At 27.3% G+C, this 17,709-nt stretch carries 15 protein-coding genes and 1 pseudogene; 2 read left to right on the top strand and 14 right to left on the bottom strand.

Features of this window, described 5'->3' with window-relative positions:
* Nucleotides 1–23: 23 nt before the first annotated feature.
* The 4 genes and pseudogenes from JX287_RS05900 to JX287_RS09040 all read right to left on the bottom strand — a co-directional run.
* Complete coding sequence (locus JX287_RS05900; RefSeq protein WP_204643553.1) at nt 24–953, bottom strand: tyrosine-type recombinase/integrase; 930 nt, start codon at nt 951–953, stop codon at nt 24–26.
* A gap of 724 nt (nt 954–1,677) precedes the next feature.
* Nucleotides 1,678–2,682 (bottom strand): hypothetical protein, encoded by a 1,005-nt coding sequence (locus tag JX287_RS05895; RefSeq protein ID WP_204643545.1) that lies wholly within the window; start codon nt 2,680–2,682, stop codon nt 1,678–1,680.
* A gap of 568 nt (nt 2,683–3,250) precedes the next feature.
* On the bottom strand, nt 3,251–3,697 hold the full coding sequence (locus JX287_RS09045; protein ID WP_275576622.1) for a polysaccharide biosynthesis C-terminal domain-containing protein: 447 nt from the start codon (nt 3,695–3,697) through the stop codon (nt 3,251–3,253).
* Between the two features lie 30 nt (nt 3,698–3,727).
* A pseudogene (locus JX287_RS09040) lies at nt 3,728–4,612 on the bottom strand (oligosaccharide flippase family protein); the annotation flags it as partial.
* A gap of 245 nt (nt 4,613–4,857) precedes the next feature.
* Here JX287_RS09040 and JX287_RS05885 point away from each other — a divergent pair.
* Both JX287_RS05885 and JX287_RS05880 read left to right on the top strand, forming a co-directional pair.
* Entirely contained in the window at nt 4,858–5,565 is a 708-nt protein-coding gene (locus JX287_RS05885) for an IspD/TarI family cytidylyltransferase (RefSeq protein WP_204643543.1), read from the top strand.
* 1 nt (nt 5,566) lies between these two features.
* The gene (locus tag JX287_RS05880) at nt 5,567–6,589 is read left to right on the top strand and encodes a ribitol-5-phosphate dehydrogenase (RefSeq protein ID WP_204643541.1); all 1,023 of its coding nucleotides are present in this window, start codon (nt 5,567–5,569) and stop codon (nt 6,587–6,589) included.
* Nucleotides 6,590–6,673: 84 nt separating this feature from the next.
* Here JX287_RS05880 and JX287_RS05875 read toward each other — a convergent pair whose 3' ends face one another.
* From JX287_RS05875 to JX287_RS05830, 10 genes are all read right to left on the bottom strand, one after another.
* The gene (locus tag JX287_RS05875; RefSeq protein WP_204643539.1) at nt 6,674–7,696 is read right to left on the bottom strand and encodes an acyltransferase family protein; all 1,023 of its coding nucleotides are present in this window, start codon (nt 7,694–7,696) and stop codon (nt 6,674–6,676) included.
* On the bottom strand, nt 7,689–8,792 hold the full coding sequence (gene glf / locus JX287_RS05870; protein WP_204643536.1) for a UDP-galactopyranose mutase: 1,104 nt from the start codon (nt 8,790–8,792) through the stop codon (nt 7,689–7,691). The genes JX287_RS05875 and glf overlap by 8 nt, the downstream gene beginning before the upstream one ends.
* A gap of 37 nt (nt 8,793–8,829) precedes the next feature.
* Entirely contained in the window at nt 8,830–9,906 is a 1,077-nt protein-coding gene (locus tag JX287_RS05865; protein WP_204643534.1) for an acyltransferase family protein, read from the bottom strand.
* A 118-nt stretch (nt 9,907–10,024) separates the two neighbouring features.
* Nucleotides 10,025–11,482, bottom strand: a complete 1,458-nt coding sequence (locus JX287_RS05860; protein WP_204643532.1) for a flippase — start codon at nt 11,480–11,482, stop codon at nt 10,025–10,027.
* A gap of 9 nt (nt 11,483–11,491) precedes the next feature.
* Entirely contained in the window at nt 11,492–12,460 is a 969-nt protein-coding gene (locus JX287_RS05855) for a hypothetical protein (protein WP_204643530.1), read from the bottom strand.
* A 6-nt stretch (nt 12,461–12,466) separates the two neighbouring features.
* Entirely contained in the window at nt 12,467–13,519 is a 1,053-nt protein-coding gene (locus JX287_RS05850) for a glycosyltransferase (protein ID WP_204643528.1), read from the bottom strand.
* A complete protein-coding gene (locus JX287_RS05845; RefSeq protein WP_204643526.1) occupies nt 13,520–14,398 on the bottom strand; it encodes a glycosyltransferase family 2 protein in 879 nt (292 codons plus the stop codon).
* On the bottom strand, nt 14,395–15,504 hold the full coding sequence (locus tag JX287_RS05840; protein WP_204643524.1) for a hypothetical protein: 1,110 nt from the start codon (nt 15,502–15,504) through the stop codon (nt 14,395–14,397). Before JX287_RS05840 ends, JX287_RS05845 begins: the two co-directional genes overlap by 4 nt.
* Nucleotides 15,497–16,603, bottom strand: a complete 1,107-nt coding sequence (locus JX287_RS05835; protein ID WP_204643522.1) for a glycosyltransferase — start codon at nt 16,601–16,603, stop codon at nt 15,497–15,499. The genes JX287_RS05840 and JX287_RS05835 overlap by 8 nt, the downstream gene beginning before the upstream one ends.
* Nucleotides 16,604–17,704 (bottom strand): glycosyltransferase family 4 protein, encoded by a 1,101-nt coding sequence (locus tag JX287_RS05830; RefSeq protein ID WP_204643519.1) that lies wholly within the window; start codon nt 17,702–17,704, stop codon nt 16,604–16,606. It abuts the gene before it with no gap.
* Nucleotides 17,705–17,709 lie beyond the last annotated feature (5 nt).

The following is a 17,709-nucleotide window of genomic DNA, read 5'->3' as shown; positions in this document are numbered from 1 at the left end:
TATCTCCTTACGATAATAATAAATTATCCTTTATTAATATTTATCTTAGAAAGTGGATTTTTATATTTCATTATTTCGTTTTTCTTACTTGAAGTTACATGCGTATATATTTGTGTTGTTACAATACTTGAATGCCCTAACAACACTTGGATATGTCGCGTATCTACATCTTGATCTAATAACACGGTTGCAAATGTATGTCTAAACATATGTGGAGTTATATGTAAATCTATATTTGCCAATAAACAATATTTTTTAATCATATATCTCACTGATTGGCTAGATAACCTGTTCTTTCGTTTATTTATAAAAAAATAATCTGATTCTATTAGCTCTTCAGAAAAAGTTTCAGAATATAGCATAAGAGAATCTATTAAACTAGGATAACAAATAGGTATAACTCTCTCTTTGGATCCTTTTCCATTTATTTTTATTACATTTCTAGAATAAACTATATTTTCCTTTTTTAACATACAAACTTCACTTATCCTCATTCCTGTCCCTATTAATAATTCTAGTAATGCCTTATCTCTTACAAGCTCTTTATAACGGTATGAAACATTATCACATAATTGTATTTCTTGATATATATACTTAAATAAGATTGAAAGTTCTTTCATAGGAATTATTTTTGGTAAAATAAACGGTTCTTTTATTTTAATCTTAATTTTTTGAAAAGGATTATATTCAATGATGTCCTCGTTATTTAAGTAAGAAAAAAAAGCTTTTAATGATGCTATCTTCCTTTTAATTGTTTTTACAGCATAATTCTTATATTTCAATTCACAAATATATTCACTAATATTTCCTCTTGAGTTAAAATCATTTTTATCAACCATAAATTTTCTAAACTGTTCTAAATCTATACGATACGCCTTTAATGTTTTTTTGTCTAAATTATTCTGAACTTCACATAGTAGTAAGTATTTTAATATTAATTTATTTAAATTCATAGTTTTAAACCTCTCTAATTTACTAATTTTTATTATACACTCACTGGTTAATTTAGATACAGAAACTAATTTTAAGATTTTACCTTCGTAAATACCTCTGACATAATATATAAATAAAAAGAATTATATAACGATTTACAAAGTAGTATCAAGATTTATATATATATTTAAATAAAGTTAATTATTTATAATTTTATTAGCTCTTGTGGAATTTGTTTCTCAAAATTTAATGATAAATCCCCCTTGTTCTTAACAAAATCATAGAAAAATCTAAACTATAGGTACATAAAAACTAGTATATATTTTTCTACCATCACTATAGTAAATCCATAATCGGATATTCCTTTATATTTCACGTTACATTTACATGCTATAACTCTAATGGTGACTATTCACTAGAAAATTTCTTTTTTATCGTCTCTTCTATCAATCTCAAATTTTATAGAATTAAATAATATTAAACTTAGTAAAAATAAGAAAAAATCTAAGCAGAAAGCCCACCTAGATTTTATTTTATATTTACCTTGATCCCCCGAATTTGAGAAAAATTCTTCTGAATTAAAGATTTTTTACAGGATTTTCTCCTAGTTATTTTTCTAGAAAAATTAACTTAATAGAAAATATGAAACTTAAAATTCGAAAAGTAGAAAAAGAAAAAAACTCAAACTTCATAATATTCTAAATATGCACTTTTACAATATCACAAACTCCACTAAAATCTTCATTATACTAGACCTCTAGATTTACTAGAAGCTTCTTTTATTGCTCCTCGTATTCCTCTAGATTCTTTTTCTCCCAAGTCAGCTATTTCTTTTAACATGTCTTTAAAAGCTGTATTTGTAAAGCCATTAGGTATTCTAATTTTTATTTTAATTGCTGTTCCAGGAAAAACCTTGTTCTTTGTTAAAGACTCCACCTTCCCATTTCTAGCTATAGCACTTTTTGATATAATAATATATTCTCCTTGTAGTCTTTTACACAATTCTGTTATCATATATAAACCGTATCCTGAATTTAGATACTCTTTTTCTTCATTTTCTCTTAATTTAAAATCCTCAACTATTCCACTAGTTATCCCTGGTTTTAAAGCTAATTCAAGTGCCTCACAATCACTATCTAGAAATCGCTCGCCTTTAAAGTTTAGACTTTCTTTGAATCCAATTCCATAGTCGATTAACGAAAATTCCGCTTCAATATACTGTTCTTTTCTCCAAACTTGAGAAAAATGCCAAGCATTAAAACTGTGGGAGTGCTCTGGGATATTTCGTACCATTTCAAAAATAATATATTCAAACATGCTCCTAATATCATTTATACCACACGAAAGCACAGTTGCAATCTTATTAGATATGCTTTCTACAATATTATCAGAACCTCTATAATAGTCCGTTAATATTGATTTCATAATTGGAGTATACCTCCCAGAATAATTTGTATTTCTCTCCGAAAAATTCTGACTGTTCTCTGCAAAATGAAAAAAATTACAATGTTTAGCATATCCTTGTGATTTTTTCCCTATGGTTCCTATTTTTGTTTCAACTTTAAAAGTATTATTATTTAAATACGACGCAACTAATACACCTATGAACGGAGTCAAAAATTCTAGATTATATGTTAATTCTACATGTTTATTATTTTTATCTAATTTTAAAAGCCTATCTATGCATTCTTCATATGCAGCTTCTTTCATATCTATTAATAATACTTGACTATTTATTTTCTTATTCATTTTCCTTTCGCTTTCTCCTTTTAACATCCAATTATTTAACAATAACTATATCCTCATAGAGTATTACGTTAAGTTATTTTTTCTTTTAAAATACAACTCCCACTATATTTTACTTTCAAAATATTCCCTTTCCCCAGTTTCTTTCAGTAAATTTTCAATGATTCCTATATACTATAAATTTTCAGGACTATACTCATCTCTCCTTTTGTCTATAATTTCTTTTATTACCTGCTTAAAAAATCTTATTTCTTCAATAGAAACTTCTTCTTAAATTTGGAATTTTCCTGAATGATAAATCGTTATTTTTTATTCCTTTTAGCTACTATTTTAAATTCTCGCTAAGCTCAGCTATTTTGTTTTTCTTCTAAATCAATTTTTTCCAATAAATTCACTTTACTTACTTATGTTATATAATTATATCAAAATAAATTTTAATACACAATAACATTCATAAAATTTAAACGCTGTTAATTTATTAAGCAATCGTCAAAAAAAGGACTGATATATCGTCAATCCGATTAAATCTATATATAAATATTATAAATCTAATAAAACCAAGCCCTACTACCTACTTCAGCATTGCCTTCATCTCTTTGATATTAACAGTTTTCAGTAAGAATAACATACCTAAATAACTAATTCCACCGACTGCAAGGTAAATTACAAGCCCTACAATTCCAGTTAAGCCTAATACCATCTTACACAACATTACAGCCCCGAACATTACAAGGGATGCCAATATAATTTTTGCTAAATCTTTGTTGAACAATAATTTCTTGTTAATAATATTACGGCTATAATACCATTGGATGGCGAATACTAAAATTTCAACAACTACAGATGTTATACTCGCTCCGACATATCCGAAAAATGGAATAACAGCAATGTTAACAGCCACACTAACAAAAGCAGGAATCGTTGTTGACAACATGTACTCCTTATTTTTGTTTCTAACTACTAATACTTGAAATCCAAGGATATTCGTCCAACCTACAAACATAATGTTGAACACAATAATATATAATACATACTTAACATCTTGGAAGTTTTTTCCTAGGAATAATTTAACGAATACTTCATTTACCGCAATAAGTCCAAAAATCATTGGGAAAATTATAAGGTTATACAAAATGAATGAGAATTTCATCATATTTTGCGCTTCCCTGTCTTTCCCTTCAGAAAGAAGATTCGCTACTCTTGGCAACATAACAACTCCTAAAGAACTAACAACTTTAAGAAGTATACTAATTAATTTTTGCCCTTGTTCATAGATTCCAACATCTGAATATGATCCTAAAATCCCAAGTAGAGTTCTATCTAATACAACATAAAGTGATATCGCTACTTGCGGTAAGAATAACAATACGATAGGATGAAGGTTTCTTTTAATGATTTTACCATCAAACGAAGGACGTTTTATAAATTTTTTCGCTGGTACCCACATCACAAGTTGCCCTAAGAAATCAAAAATCACAATTAAAAATACATAGAGGTATAAGTCATCACTACTTTTAACAAAAGTGAAGATACTGATTACCCCAATAAGCCTAATAACTATATTTCTTATTGTTATTTTCTTGAAATCTTCTTTCCCTGAGAACAACCACGAGATATCAATCATCTTCGCAAACAAAGTAACCCCTACTATTAATGGTATTATGCCTCCCATTTGTGGAATACTGAATACCGCTATTACATAGACAGAAACTGCTAATATACTTGCGATAAGCTGAATCGCATATATATTCCAAAATGTGCTACTTACGTCACTTGCAGCCGCTATTTGCTTCGTACCATAAACACCGATACCTAACATCGCAAACAACGAAAAATAACTCACTATAGAATTATAAAATACATAATTCCCTAAAGCTTCACTAGTGAAAATTCTCATAACGTACGGAACTGTTATTATCGGTAATATTTGATACGAAAGATTATATAAATAATTTTTTTATTACTTTCATTAATATTTCCTCATCACATATGAGGAACTCCTAAAAATAGGAGATTTCTAAATTTTTATTACTAGTATAAGTGTACGTAATTTATCTCCATATTTCAACTATTTTTGTATTAATATTAGTTATCAATATTTTTTGAAATTCTAACCTTTCATGTTATAATCAATAGTGATTGATAACAAATTTTACAATATTTTAAAGGAGCGAAAAAATGATATACGCAGGAATATTAGCTGGTGGAACAGGAACTAGAATGGGAATAAGTAATATGCCAAAACAATTCTTAGAATTAGGTAAAAAGCCAATACTTATTCACACAATTGAGAAGTTCTTATTAGAGCCTGAAATCGAAAAAATCGTAGTCGGTGTTTATGAAGATTGGGTATCTCATGCTGAAGACTTAATTGAACAATATGTTTCAGCATTTGCTGATAGAATCATTATCACACCTGGTGGTGTTGATAGAAATACAACTATTGAAAACATCATTAATAGAATTAATGAATATAAACCTTTAACTGATGAAGATATCATCGTAACACACGATTCAGTTCGCCCATTTATCACACTTAGAATTATTAAAGATAACATACGTCTAGCTAAAGAAAGTGATGCGGTAGATACAGTAGTAGAAGCAGTAGACACAATCGTAGAAAGTACTAACGGAGAATATATTTCAAATATCCCTAATAGAGCTCACTACTACCAAGGTCAAACACCTCAAAGTTTCAAATGTTTAGATTTCTTAAATCTATATAACTCATTAGACAAAGAAGAAAAACAAATACTTACAGATGCATGTAAGATATTCGTTATAAAAGGGAAAAAAGTAGCACTAGCTAAGGGAGAATACTCTAATATCAAAATAACTACAGTAACTGACCTTAAGATAGCTAAGAGTATGCTAGAGGACGAGTAATATGATAAATCAAATATATCAATTAATTAAACCGAAATTTATTAATGTAAAATATAATGAAGAGAACATAAACGATGGTGACAAAATCATCATCCGGCCAAACTACATGGCACTATGTCACGCAGATCAAAGATACTACCAAGGAAAAAGAGATCCAAAGGTACTAGCTAAAAAACTACCAATGGCACTTATTCATGAATGTGCAGGGATAGTAATCGCAGATCCTACAGGAACGTATAAAGTTGGACAAAAGGTAGTAATGATACCTAACCAACCACCAAGACAAAGTGATGAAGAATTCTATGAAAACTACATGCCAGGAACACACTTCCTATCAAGTGGTTTCGATGGTTTTATGAGAGAGTTCGTAGCTTTATCTAAAGATAGAGTGGTAGCTTATGATGGGGTGGAAGATTCTGTTGCGGCTATTACAGAGTTCATAAGTGTTGGAATGCACGCTATGGATAGATTCTTGAAGAATTCACATAGTAAAAAAGATAGAATAGCGATAATCGGTGATGGTAGTTTAGCTTATGTAATGGCGAACATAATAAACTATACTCTTCCAGAGTGTGAGATAATCGTAATAGGTCGTCACTGGGAGAAGTTAGAACTATTCAGTTTCGCAAAAGAAAGATACATTACTGATGATATTCCTGAAGACTTAGCTTTCGATCACGGTGTAGAATGTTGTGGAGGAGATGGTAGCGTATATGCGATAAATGACTTAATCAAATACATCAAACCACAAGGAAGCCTAGTACTTATGGGAGTTAGTGAATACAAAGTAAATATTAATACACGTGATATGTTAGAAAAAGGACTAACGCTAATAGGTTCATCGCGTTCAGGTAGAATCGATTTTGAAAAAGCTATTGAGATGCTGAGTAATAAGAAATTCGAAAGAAAATTCAAGAATATTATTGAACTTGAGCAACCTGTGAGAAATATTAAAGACATTCATAGGGTGTTCGCAACGGATTTAAATACTGCATTTAAGACAGTTTTCAAATGGGAAATATAACAAAAACTGCAATACTTGTTCAACTTCAAGTATTGCAGTTTTTAACTATGTTAAACTTTAAAATATTATTCATAAAATCAAAATTTAAAACTTGAGATATTTTTGTGGTATAAAAATAATATCCAAATATTTAATTTTCCTAAAAAGCTTGGTTAATAGAATTGCCAAATACCAACTTAATACCACACCTAAAATTATATGTATATATATATTGAAAATCCCCATTTTTAACAAGACTATTCTTATCATACTACTAATAGGCGAATGGAAAATTAGAATCCCTATACTAATTCCCCCGTATTTACTAAAATACCTAAAAATGTTTTGAGATATTTTTTCTGTTTTTGGAAAAATTATAAATGCTAAGATAACATTAGCTATATATCCAATAATCCACCATCTAGGATAATTATAATCCGTTATTATTTTACCATCTATATTGAATGAAATATACATTATATAAATATATACGATATTAAATATAGTTCCCAGTAGAATTATGTTTCTAAATCTAATATCATTAAACTTAACTGTTTTCAATACAAAACCTAACATAAAAATCACTCCCCATGCTAGAACTTTTTTTACAAAAAATATTTCTGACATATATACTAATGTAATTATATATCCAAGTATACTAATCATAAAAAGATGATTTTTGTTCCTTATAAATATTGATAAGAATCCATATACTAAATATAGGGCCCATAATGTATACAAATACCATACGACTCCTAATGGTTCTTTATAAATATTTATCAAATTAAACAATGTAGTGGGAACACGCACTGCTCCCCCCGCTATTTTTTGTAATACATAATGAATTATAGAATAAAATACATACGGTAATCCTAATACTATCGTTTTCTTCTTCATATAGTAATAATACTCTTTAAAATTTTCTACAGATTTGAAAAAATATCCTGATAACGCAAAGAACACTGGAATATGGAAAATATATATAAATGCAATAACTATGGATAACCATTTGGCATCACTTGTAAATTTTCCAGAATCAAATAAACCAGTAAATACATGACCTACAACTACTAGAAATATTGCGAATCCTTTCCCAAAATCTATCCAGTTTATTCTATTTTTAGTCATTATTACCTAATTCCTCTCTTACTACATTAAGAGCTCTTTCGATTACTATGTGCATATCATAATATTTATAGTCTGCAAGACGTCCACAGAAAATAACATTTTTACCTTTTACTTCTTCTAAATATTTTTGATACATTTCATTATTTTTAGCATCATTAATTGGGTAGTATGGTTCATCCCCACGTTTCCAATCTACTGAGTACTCACGCGTAATAACTGTTTTTTCTTGAGTACCTTTTTCGAAGTGTTTGTGCTCGATAATACGAGTATAAGGAACTTCGCGTTCTGTGTAGTTCACTACAGCATTACCTTGGTAATTTTCTTCATCTAGTACTTCGTGTTCAAAGCGAAGACTTCTGTATTCTAATTCTCCGTGTTTGTAATCGAAGTATTGATCAATCATTCCTGTGAATACCACTTTTTTCGCACTTGCTTCTAACTCTCCACGATTCTCAAAGAAGTCTACATTTAGTTCTACTTCGATACCTTTTAACATGTTTTCAATAATAACATTATATCCACCGATTGGAATACCTTGGTATCTATCGTTGAAGTAGTTGTTATCGAATGTAAAACGTACTGGAAGGCGTTTAATGATAAATGGTGGTAGTTCAGTTGCACTACGTCCCCATTGTTTTTCTGTATAACCTTTAATTAAAGTTTCGTATACATCAGTACCAATAAGTTTGATAGCTTGTTCTTCTAGGTTTTTAGGTTCACTATCTTGTAGATGAGCTGTTTGTTCAGCGATTTTAGCTTTTACTTCTGCAGGAGTTTTAGTTCCCCATAATCCATAGAAAGTATTCATATTGAAAGGTAGATTGTATAATTTACCTTTGTAGTTTGCCACTGGTGAGTTAATATAGTTGTTAAACTCAGCAAACTGATTCACATAATCCCAAACTTCTTTGTTAGAAGTATGGAAAATATGTGCACCATATTTATGAACGTTGATTCCTTCAACATTCTCACAATAGATGTTTCCACCGATGTGATCACGTTTATCTATTACCTTTACTTTTTTTCCTTGTTTTGTTGCTTCATGAGCAAAAATTGCACCTGACAATCCAGCTCCTACTATTAAATAATCGTACATATGTTCCTCCTAATTGTCATTTTTTTTAATCTTATCTTTAATTTACTAACCAATTATAATTTTTAAATACCATCTTGAATATTATTGTTATAAGTAATCCACCAAATAATGTAACAACAAATCGTATTACAACTAAACTTACTACGCCTACTGGTGAAAACATAAAATCTCCCCCGAATAAATATATGATATGTAATATAAAATAATTAAGTGTATCTGAAAAAATATAAATTCCTAATCCATTCAGAACTATTAATTTATAAAATTTGCTATTCCCTATTGTAGTATACTTAGACATTAAAAAAGATATATTATAAACAAATAAAGATCCTAATATTGCAAGAATATCTAATAAAAACTTACTTACTAATCTATATTCACCTTTTATATAGTGATATACTAACACAAATATAATGAATGAAAATCCTAATAAAATAGTAATCCAATTATTTTTTAATATTCTATCATTCCATTTCTCCCTCTTTGATTCAAATAAAAATCCTAATGAAAACCAGAAGAAATACTGCAACGGAGCACTGATTAATGTAAGTGTAATTTTAAAACTTATAAAATGTGCAAAGTATAGTATTACATAAGTAAATATATTAATCTCTATTCTTAAAATATAATACGCTAATAAAAATATAATAAATAATGCATATAAATACCATAAGTGCGAGTTTCCTAATAAAAACACCTGTCCACTGATAGCTCTAATTAAAGTAATATTTTCAAAATAATTTGAAAAATACTTTAATGGTAGTGTATATAAAATACTAAATATAATGAACGGTATCAATAGTCTCTTTATCTTGTTCTTATATAACATATTAAAACTAATCCACTTACTATTTTTCACTTGTAAATAATAAAATGTTCCTGATAATGCCATAAACATTGGCATATGAAAATAATACAAAATTTGTTTCAATTTATCTAGAACTTTATAAATTATTATTACCTTATTGTCTCTAATTAAATATTGATAATCAATCCCCCCAAAATCAAATCCACCAAAATTAGAAGTTATCTTATAATATGTACTGTGACTTAACACTACCAAAATAATAGCGAAAAATTTTAACACATCATATTCTAATATCTTTTTTTTCATTTCTATCTTTTTCTCCTTTAATTATTAACTTCTCCTTTTAAAGTTCAAATCTCTAATAAATGTTAAAATAATCTTACATAACTGCATCCTAACTCTTTATATGCTTTATTATTTCATATCACTTTTTCCTATATTTTTTTATAATAAAGTTAAAATTTTCTAAAATTAATTCTTCTTTTTTCACAAATAATATAAGTAAATAACTACCAAAAAATGTTATTCCTTTTATCATAAACAATAAAAAATTTGAAATTTCAATATTATTTAAAAGTAGAATTAATATACTGGCTATTATTGTTGCACTAATGTATCTTATTGATAAAATATTATTTCTAATTTGTAACAAATAGGTTCTTGTATAATATATTTGTACACTTAACACAACAAATTCTGCAACCATTGTTGAAAATGATGCTCCACTTACTCCATATAGCGGTATAAATATAATATTCAAAACAAAGTCAAGTATTGCACCTACAATAACTGAGTATAGAACAAAATTCTCTTTTTCTAATGGAATTAGGACTTGCATTCCTAAAACACCAGTCAAAGCGTTAGGTATAACTGCTATAACTAAAAATTGCATTCCTAAAACCGCTCCAAGATACTCCGGTCCTGCAAGTAATAAAATACTCTCTTTGGCACATAGTACAAAAAATATAGAAAGTGGCAGTGCCATTAAAAAAGTGAAATTAATCGCTTTAGTCATCATAATTAAAAATTTATCTTTCATATTATTTTTAACATAATATGACATCCTTGGTAATAAAACATTTCCTAGTGATGTTACAACACTTAATAATAATCCTTTTACTTTTATTGAAGCATTGTATAAACCAACCTCAAAATTACCTTTAATAAAACCTAACATTACTGTATCTAGATTAGTGTATATTGAAACGACAAGAGTTTGAGCAAACATTACTAAAATCGGTCTAAAATGACGCGAAAGTTTGTATTTACCTATTTTTTTAAAACTAACAAATTTAAAAACTCTCTTCAGATTCAATATATTAGAGCCCACTCCTGAGAAAACTAATATAGCCGTATATAAAACATAATCTGAAGGATTATGAATTAATGTGAATAATAAAATTATAGAGATAATTCTGAATGCTATTGATCTAGTTGTTATATAGTCATATTGTTCCGTTGCCTGAAAGAACCAATTCATTCCTAATACATTCAACAATACACCTACCGCATTAATATAAAATAACTCTCTATATTCATAAAATGTTTTAACATTCAATATTGCTACAAAATAACAACTCAATACAATAGCCACCAAGCACAAATTAATTATCAATAATTCTTGTACAACTATTGATAATTTCTTTTTATCATCTCTTACTCTTGATGCTGCTCTGATTCCATAAGTAGGTATCCCTAAAGAACCTATCATCATAAAGTACGAAACAATCGATGAAACAAATGCAACTTTACCATTTGCTTCTACTTGTAAAACCCTTGAAACATAGGGAAATGTAAGGAGAGGAAAAAGAAAATTTGATACTGTTAAAATAAAATTCATAATAAAATTATATTTTATTGATTTTACTTTATACTTATCCATAACTATGTCCTACTTCACAATAAATTTATCTTTATTTTCATTGAAAAATTTGTTCATTTCTTTATTCTGTGGGCCAAAAGATAAGTGACCAACTAAAATATTTTCACTAACCATCAGGGGTTTAGAATGAAGATTACAATAAGAACAAATTTGAACTTCATCTTCCCCCAATCCACTATCATTCAAATCAACATTAAAATAACCCATATCTATCCATAAGCTACGTTCGAACATAATCGCTCCTATACTAAAGCGAATGGGGCATGGCTGTACCTTTTTACTCTCTCTTGAGAATTTGTCATTTAATTCATCAATTGATGGAACATAATTTCCTTCTCCCCAGAAGAATTTAGCCACCTCTGGATTACTTTCAATAAATCTATTGTGTCCAGCCATATGTTTTGAAATTTCTCCGAATTTTTCAAAATAAACATCTTCTAAAGCCAACTTACTCAAGATTCGTTTATGCCCGTACCCATTTACTGGAATTAACGGAGCAATCACACCTGGTTCAAAATCTCCTTTTTGGGCTAATTTATATGCATTCTTTAAATTTTCAAAGTAATATGCAGTTAAGAAAATATCCTCATCTATTTTAAAAATATACTTAGCTTTTGAATGATACTTTATAGCAATATTTTGCACTAACGAAACATTATTTTCTTTAGTACTTAAATAAGACCATGAATTTTCTTCACAAATCTTATTTAAAGTTTCTGACCAAACACCAGATGAGATTATACAAATATCCATATTTTTTGGAGCGAACTTCACTAATCTACCTAATACTACGGGATATAAGAATTCTTTATATCCTGCTAATACTATGCATAAATCTTTGCTGTTTTTTTTTCTATCTATAAATTTCCCAGTATAATTAAATTTTTTATTTTCTAAATAATTATGTTTTTTATCTCTCAATTTATTATATACATTTTTTGTATACTTATTTTCTTGTAGTATCTGTTTTATATTCATATTTTTCTATTTCCTAACATTATTTATTTTATCTAGTGCTTTATTAATAGCAGTAGTTGTATAATACCCTTTCCTTAGTTGTAATGACATACTTTCAACATTTCGTTTCATTGCACTATATTGTTCTTCTGAAACTTTTAAAATTGTGTTTTCCAAATCATTAAGATCATCTATAACAAGTCCTACACCTTTTTTTTCAACAAATTCTTTCATTGCAGAATTTTTCCAAACAATTATCGGCATCCCAGAGACTAAAAATAGTGAAGTTTTATGTGGATTATTATACCTTAAATAATTTCCAGTTACACCAGAACATGTACTAATACTATCTCCATCCCATATTAATCCAAAATCACCATTAATTTCCAACGGTAACCTATCCGGACTTACACTTCCTTTATATATAATATTTTCTCCTAATTTCTCTCTAGGATTAAAATTAGGACCATATAAATTTATATTTACATTTCTTATTTTTTTTATTAACTCATATATGTATCCACTTTTAATTTCTGACAGGTTTCCTGCTATTGTAACTTCAGTAGGCTTAACAACTTTTTTTTCATTTATGTTTAAATCCACTAGATAATCAAAAATTTCTAATTCTACTAATTTATTATAGTCTATTCCAGAAGATATTAAATAATTCTTCATACTATTATTATGACATATTATTACATCAGCTAAATCAATATATTTTTCTTTATCAATTATCTTTGCTGAATCTTTATTATACCTTAAAGACTCTAAATCATTCATTAAGAAAATAACATAAACTCCTTTTATCTTACAAATATTTAATAATATTTTTTTAAATTTTGTATTTGTTGCAAATGGAAACTGAAATATTACTATATCACCTTTTTTTAACTTTAGAATAGAAATAATTGAATTTTTAAGTAAATAATATGCTCTTATTACTTTATTATTTGTTTTTTTTATCTTCAAAAGATCAACAAATTGATTATTAAGAAAAATTTCTTGCAAATCATTAGGCGCCTTAGTAGCCGCTGTAGAATCACTCCCAAAATCTTCGTATATAAAATATTTATTACTCAATTATTTTCTCCTTCTAATTTTACTTTTAACTAAACCTATTACAATAGAAATCACTAAGATAAATTTATTAATATTTATATCTTTAGAAATCTCAATAAATGATTTTTTATCTCTCCACAACTTATAATAATTATATATAGTATTGACCTTTGATTTAATTGGAAAATCTATTTGGAGCAATTCATTAACCATCATCTTATGAGCAATTGGGTTCCTTAAATATATACTATCCCTATTAACAGTTAAGCCATCTTCTAAATAGTTACATATATATATTATTTCATTATACCATCTCAATTTATATCCTTGCCGAGCAACTTCATTCCATAAAACAATTTCACTCATGAAATTTTCTCCTTCAATTTCCGGAAATTTTATATTTCTTAGTATCTCTGTTCTATATATTTCAGATTTATCTCCCAAAATATTTTTTTTTCCTCTTTCCAGATTAGTACAATCGATGAATTCTGAAGAAAATGTTTTCCCAACAATTTCCTTTTCTGAATACCCCCTATTAAAACTAATCCCTGCGAACTCCGGATAATTTTCTACTGACTTATACTTTTCTAAAACTATCTCTATTGCAGTAGGAATTAAAGTATCATCTGAATCCACAATAAAAAATAATTCTCCTTCTGCAATATCTAACCCTTTATTTATCGCTCTATGCTTCCCACAGTTTTCTTGATAAAAATATCTAATTCGTATTTTGTCATCATCTATAAATTTGTTTATGATATTACTAGTGTTATCATTAGATCCATCATCAATAATTAACCATTCAAAATCTGTATTTGTTTGTTTTAATAAAGATTCATATAATTTATCTAGTAAATATCCCCTATTATAGGTGGGTGTGAAAACTGTAATTTTCATCATTCTCTATATTCCTTTCTTTTTCCTATATAATCAAAAAATAAAATTTGAAACATAAAAATTGAAAAACCATATGATTCAAACATTAAAGTACAAAAAACACTTAAAATTAATATACCTTCCTTATTGGTGAATTTATTATTCCATATCCTATTAAAAATAACCATAAAGAAAATAATTGCAAATACAATTCCTTTTCTTAATATTAAATTAATATATCCACTATCAATAATTACTTCACCCGTAGCTGTATTCAAAATATCTGGAATTATATCCCCTAATAAGTTAAACCCATATTCTGTTATAAACACATAACTACTATATAATCTATTAGTAAACAACTTATTTAATTCAATATAATTATCTACAAAACTAAAATAAGTTGAAAGTCCAACAATTACTAAGATAAACGATAGTATTCCCCCTATTATTAATTTATTATTCATAATTTTATTATCCAAATTAACAGACTCTAGGACTACAATAATAATAATTGTTCCCAAGCTGATTAGTGATGCAGTTCTAGAATCACTAATATAATAAAAATATAAATTAAATATTAATAACACAATATATTTCAATAGTCTATATCTTGATTTATTCATTATATTTAGTAAATTAATTGTAATTGCATAAACAAACATACCTAAAGTATTTGGGTGATTAAATCCGAGTGTCTGTCTTACTCCATCACCATTTCTATAAAATAATAGATTCTCAATAAATCCAAGTTTCACTGCTATTAGTGTACCTATAAACGTAAGAATCATTATTGTCACTTGTAAATAAGCAAATTTTTTATTACTATTATTCAACAAAGTATAAAATACCAGAAAAAAGAAAATATCAAAAAAACTAAATTGAATATATATTGATAACAATAAGTAAATTAAGAATGTTATTATAACAATTAATTTTGTTGAGGAAACCTTAAAAAAAGAAATATTAAATAACCACAATATAACAGACAATCCTAATATACTTAAATTTAAGTACTTAAACATTGATATATCTAATCCTATATTTATAGATTTCAGAGAATAAACTAAAAAGCATATACCAAATATTACATTAAATAAACTATTATATATCTTTTCATTATTATTCATAATTTCCTAAAACTCCTTTAAAAAGCATATCAAATTGTTTTTTTGCCTCGTTGTTTATTATAAATTGAGCATTGAAAACTTTTTTATCAAGTAGTTTTACCATTCCCTCAACTAATGCATCTACATTATGTTCTACTTCTATTACATCAAAATATTTTCCCATATAACTAGAACCCTGTGTTTTTGTAGATAAGGTCGGTATCCCTAAAATATTCGCTTCTGCTAGAACATAACTAAATGACTCAGAATGTGAACTTTGTATTAATCCTATACTATTTTTTATATATTTGTATGGATTTTTTTTAAATCCTAATAGACGTATATTGTCTTCTTCTCTTAATTTCTTTATATGTGTCAACAACGAGCTATATTGACTTCCTTCTCCCAATATATACAATTTATAGAGCGGATTTTTTTTTCTAAAATTGTGAAATGCTTCAATTAAAAGATTAAAGTTCTTAACTTTTTCTAATCTACCTACTGAACAAAAATATCTATCATTATAGCTATTAAGTTTTTCATCTCCTTTTAATAATATCTCTTCTTTATTAATAAAATTTGGAATAACATCAACATCTAATTTTGGAAATACACGTAAGAAAGATTCTTTTTGTTCCGGTGACACAGAAATTACTTTATTAAATCTTTTATAACTATTATATTCTGATTTATACGATATAAATCTATTTTTAGAATGCCAATGTTTTAAAAAATCACAGTGAATATATGCATATTTCTTACTATTCTTATTATTAGATCCTGAAATAATTTTAGTTGCTCTTCCTTCCAAGTATGCAAATTCTATATCAAACTTTTGATTCCTATATATAGAATTATTCATCACTACTCTATACAGAATACTTGAAGGTATATATTTAAATAACTTATTTACAATCTTTTGTGTAAATAAATGAACATTCTTTTTAATTACATAGTCTATTGGTATTTCTTGTAGGAACTTTGAATAGTAATTATTTCTTTCACTAAATACCAATAATGATATATCGTAACTCTTCTTATACTCACTAATAAAATTTACTAATGATTTTTCTGCTCCTCCCGATCCTAAAGTGGAGATGCATATCAACATTCTCTTCATTTATTCTCCTCCTGTCAATTCTTCTATCAAATGAATCCATTGTTTAAGGATTTTATCTTTATTAAATTTGTCCGTATCTTTCATAGAATTTTTTGAGAAACTTTCTCTTAACTTCTCATTTTTAATAAGTTCAATAATTTTATTACTCATTTCTTCAATGTTAAAATCATTTATTAAATATCCATTCTCGCCATCTATTACTATCTCCGATGGACCTGTAGGACAATTAAAACTAACAATTGGTAATCCGTATTGTTTTGCCTCTAATAGCACTAAAGGAAGACCTTCATATCGAGAAGTCATGACATATATTCCGTGCTTTGGATAAATATTCTCTGTTCCTTTTACATTCCCCATGAAATTAACCTGTTCTAAAACTCCACCTATTTTTAACTCTACAGCTATCTGCTCTTTGATTTTATCATCGCCTAAACCATATATATACCATTTCCAATCAGGAAATTTTGATAATACATTGATAGCTACTTTAGATAAATAGTCATACCCTTTTTGAGAATGAAATCTACCTACAGTTAAAATAGATTTAGATTGTATTGAATATAATTCAATACTTCTATAAACACCTTCTATCCAATTATAAATATAATTTATTCTATCTTTTGATACTTTATATTTTTTAATATAATTTAATCTATCTTTTTCTGTTAAAGTTATTATTTTACTTGAACTAAATGCACCTATATATCTTTGTATTTTCTGTACCAAAGTTCTATTATCTGATATAGAATTTGTATGATCACAGGAAACAAACTTTGTTTTTAATCCCAATGTACCTGCTACTCCCACAGCATTCATTGTAATGCCAATCCCAAATAGAATACTTATATCATTCTCAACAATATACGATCTCAGTAACTTTACAGCCTTCATAAAATCTCTTGACATAGATAATTTTTCTTTTGACAATGACTGATAGTACACATTGCTATTCAATTCAAAAAATACGTCTTCTGTAGAAAAAACTGAAACAAGATGGACCTCATATTTTTCTTGTAACTCATTTGCCAAATTGACCGCAACCTTTAATCCCCCATCGGCTTCATTTACAATCCATTTCACAAAACATATCTTTTTCTTCATTGTTC

It is taken from the genome of Gemella haemolysans, assembly GCF_901873445.1.
Lineage (GTDB): Bacteria > Bacillota > Bacilli > Staphylococcales > Gemellaceae > Gemella > Gemella haemolysans_C.
The sequence above is the reverse complement of the archived record's forward strand: the minus strand, read 5'-3'. Positions and strand labels throughout refer to the sequence as shown.

Bases quoted from the DNA above. Each gene is read 5' to 3' on its own strand.
- JX287_RS05885 (WP_204643543.1), top strand. From the start codon at position 4,858: ATGATATACGCAGGAATATTAGCTGGTGGAACAGGAACTAGAATGGGA.
- JX287_RS05875 (WP_204643539.1), bottom strand. From the start codon at position 7,696: ATGACTAAAAATAGAATAAACTGGATAGATTTTGGGAAAGGATTCGCA.
- JX287_RS05860 (WP_204643532.1), bottom strand. From the start codon at position 11,482: ATGGATAAGTATAAAGTAAAATCAATAAAATATAATTTTATTATGAAT.
- JX287_RS05865 (WP_204643534.1), bottom strand. From the start codon at position 9,906: ATGAAAAAAAAGATATTAGAATATGATGTGTTAAAATTTTTCGCTATT.
- JX287_RS05830 (WP_204643519.1), bottom strand. From the start codon at position 17,704: ATGAAGAAAAAGATATGTTTTGTGAAATGGATTGTAAATGAAGCCGAT.
- JX287_RS05855 (WP_204643530.1), bottom strand. From the start codon at position 12,460: ATGAATATAAAACAGATACTACAAGAAAATAAGTATACAAAAAATGTA.
- JX287_RS05900 (WP_204643553.1), bottom strand. From the start codon at position 953: ATGAATTTAAATAAATTAATATTAAAATACTTACTACTATGTGAAGTT.
- JX287_RS05840 (WP_204643524.1), bottom strand. From the start codon at position 15,504: ATGAATAATAATGAAAAGATATATAATAGTTTATTTAATGTAATATTT.
- JX287_RS05880 (WP_204643541.1), top strand. From the start codon at position 5,567: ATGATAAATCAAATATATCAATTAATTAAACCGAAATTTATTAATGTA.
- JX287_RS05835 (WP_204643522.1), bottom strand. From the start codon at position 16,603: ATGAAGAGAATGTTGATATGCATCTCCACTTTAGGATCGGGAGGAGCA.
- JX287_RS05845 (WP_204643526.1), bottom strand. From the start codon at position 14,398: ATGATGAAAATTACAGTTTTCACACCCACCTATAATAGGGGATATTTA.
- glf (WP_204643536.1), bottom strand. From the start codon at position 8,792: ATGTACGATTATTTAATAGTAGGAGCTGGATTGTCAGGTGCAATTTTT.
- JX287_RS05895 (WP_204643545.1), bottom strand. From the start codon at position 2,682: ATGAATAAGAAAATAAATAGTCAAGTATTATTAATAGATATGAAAGAA.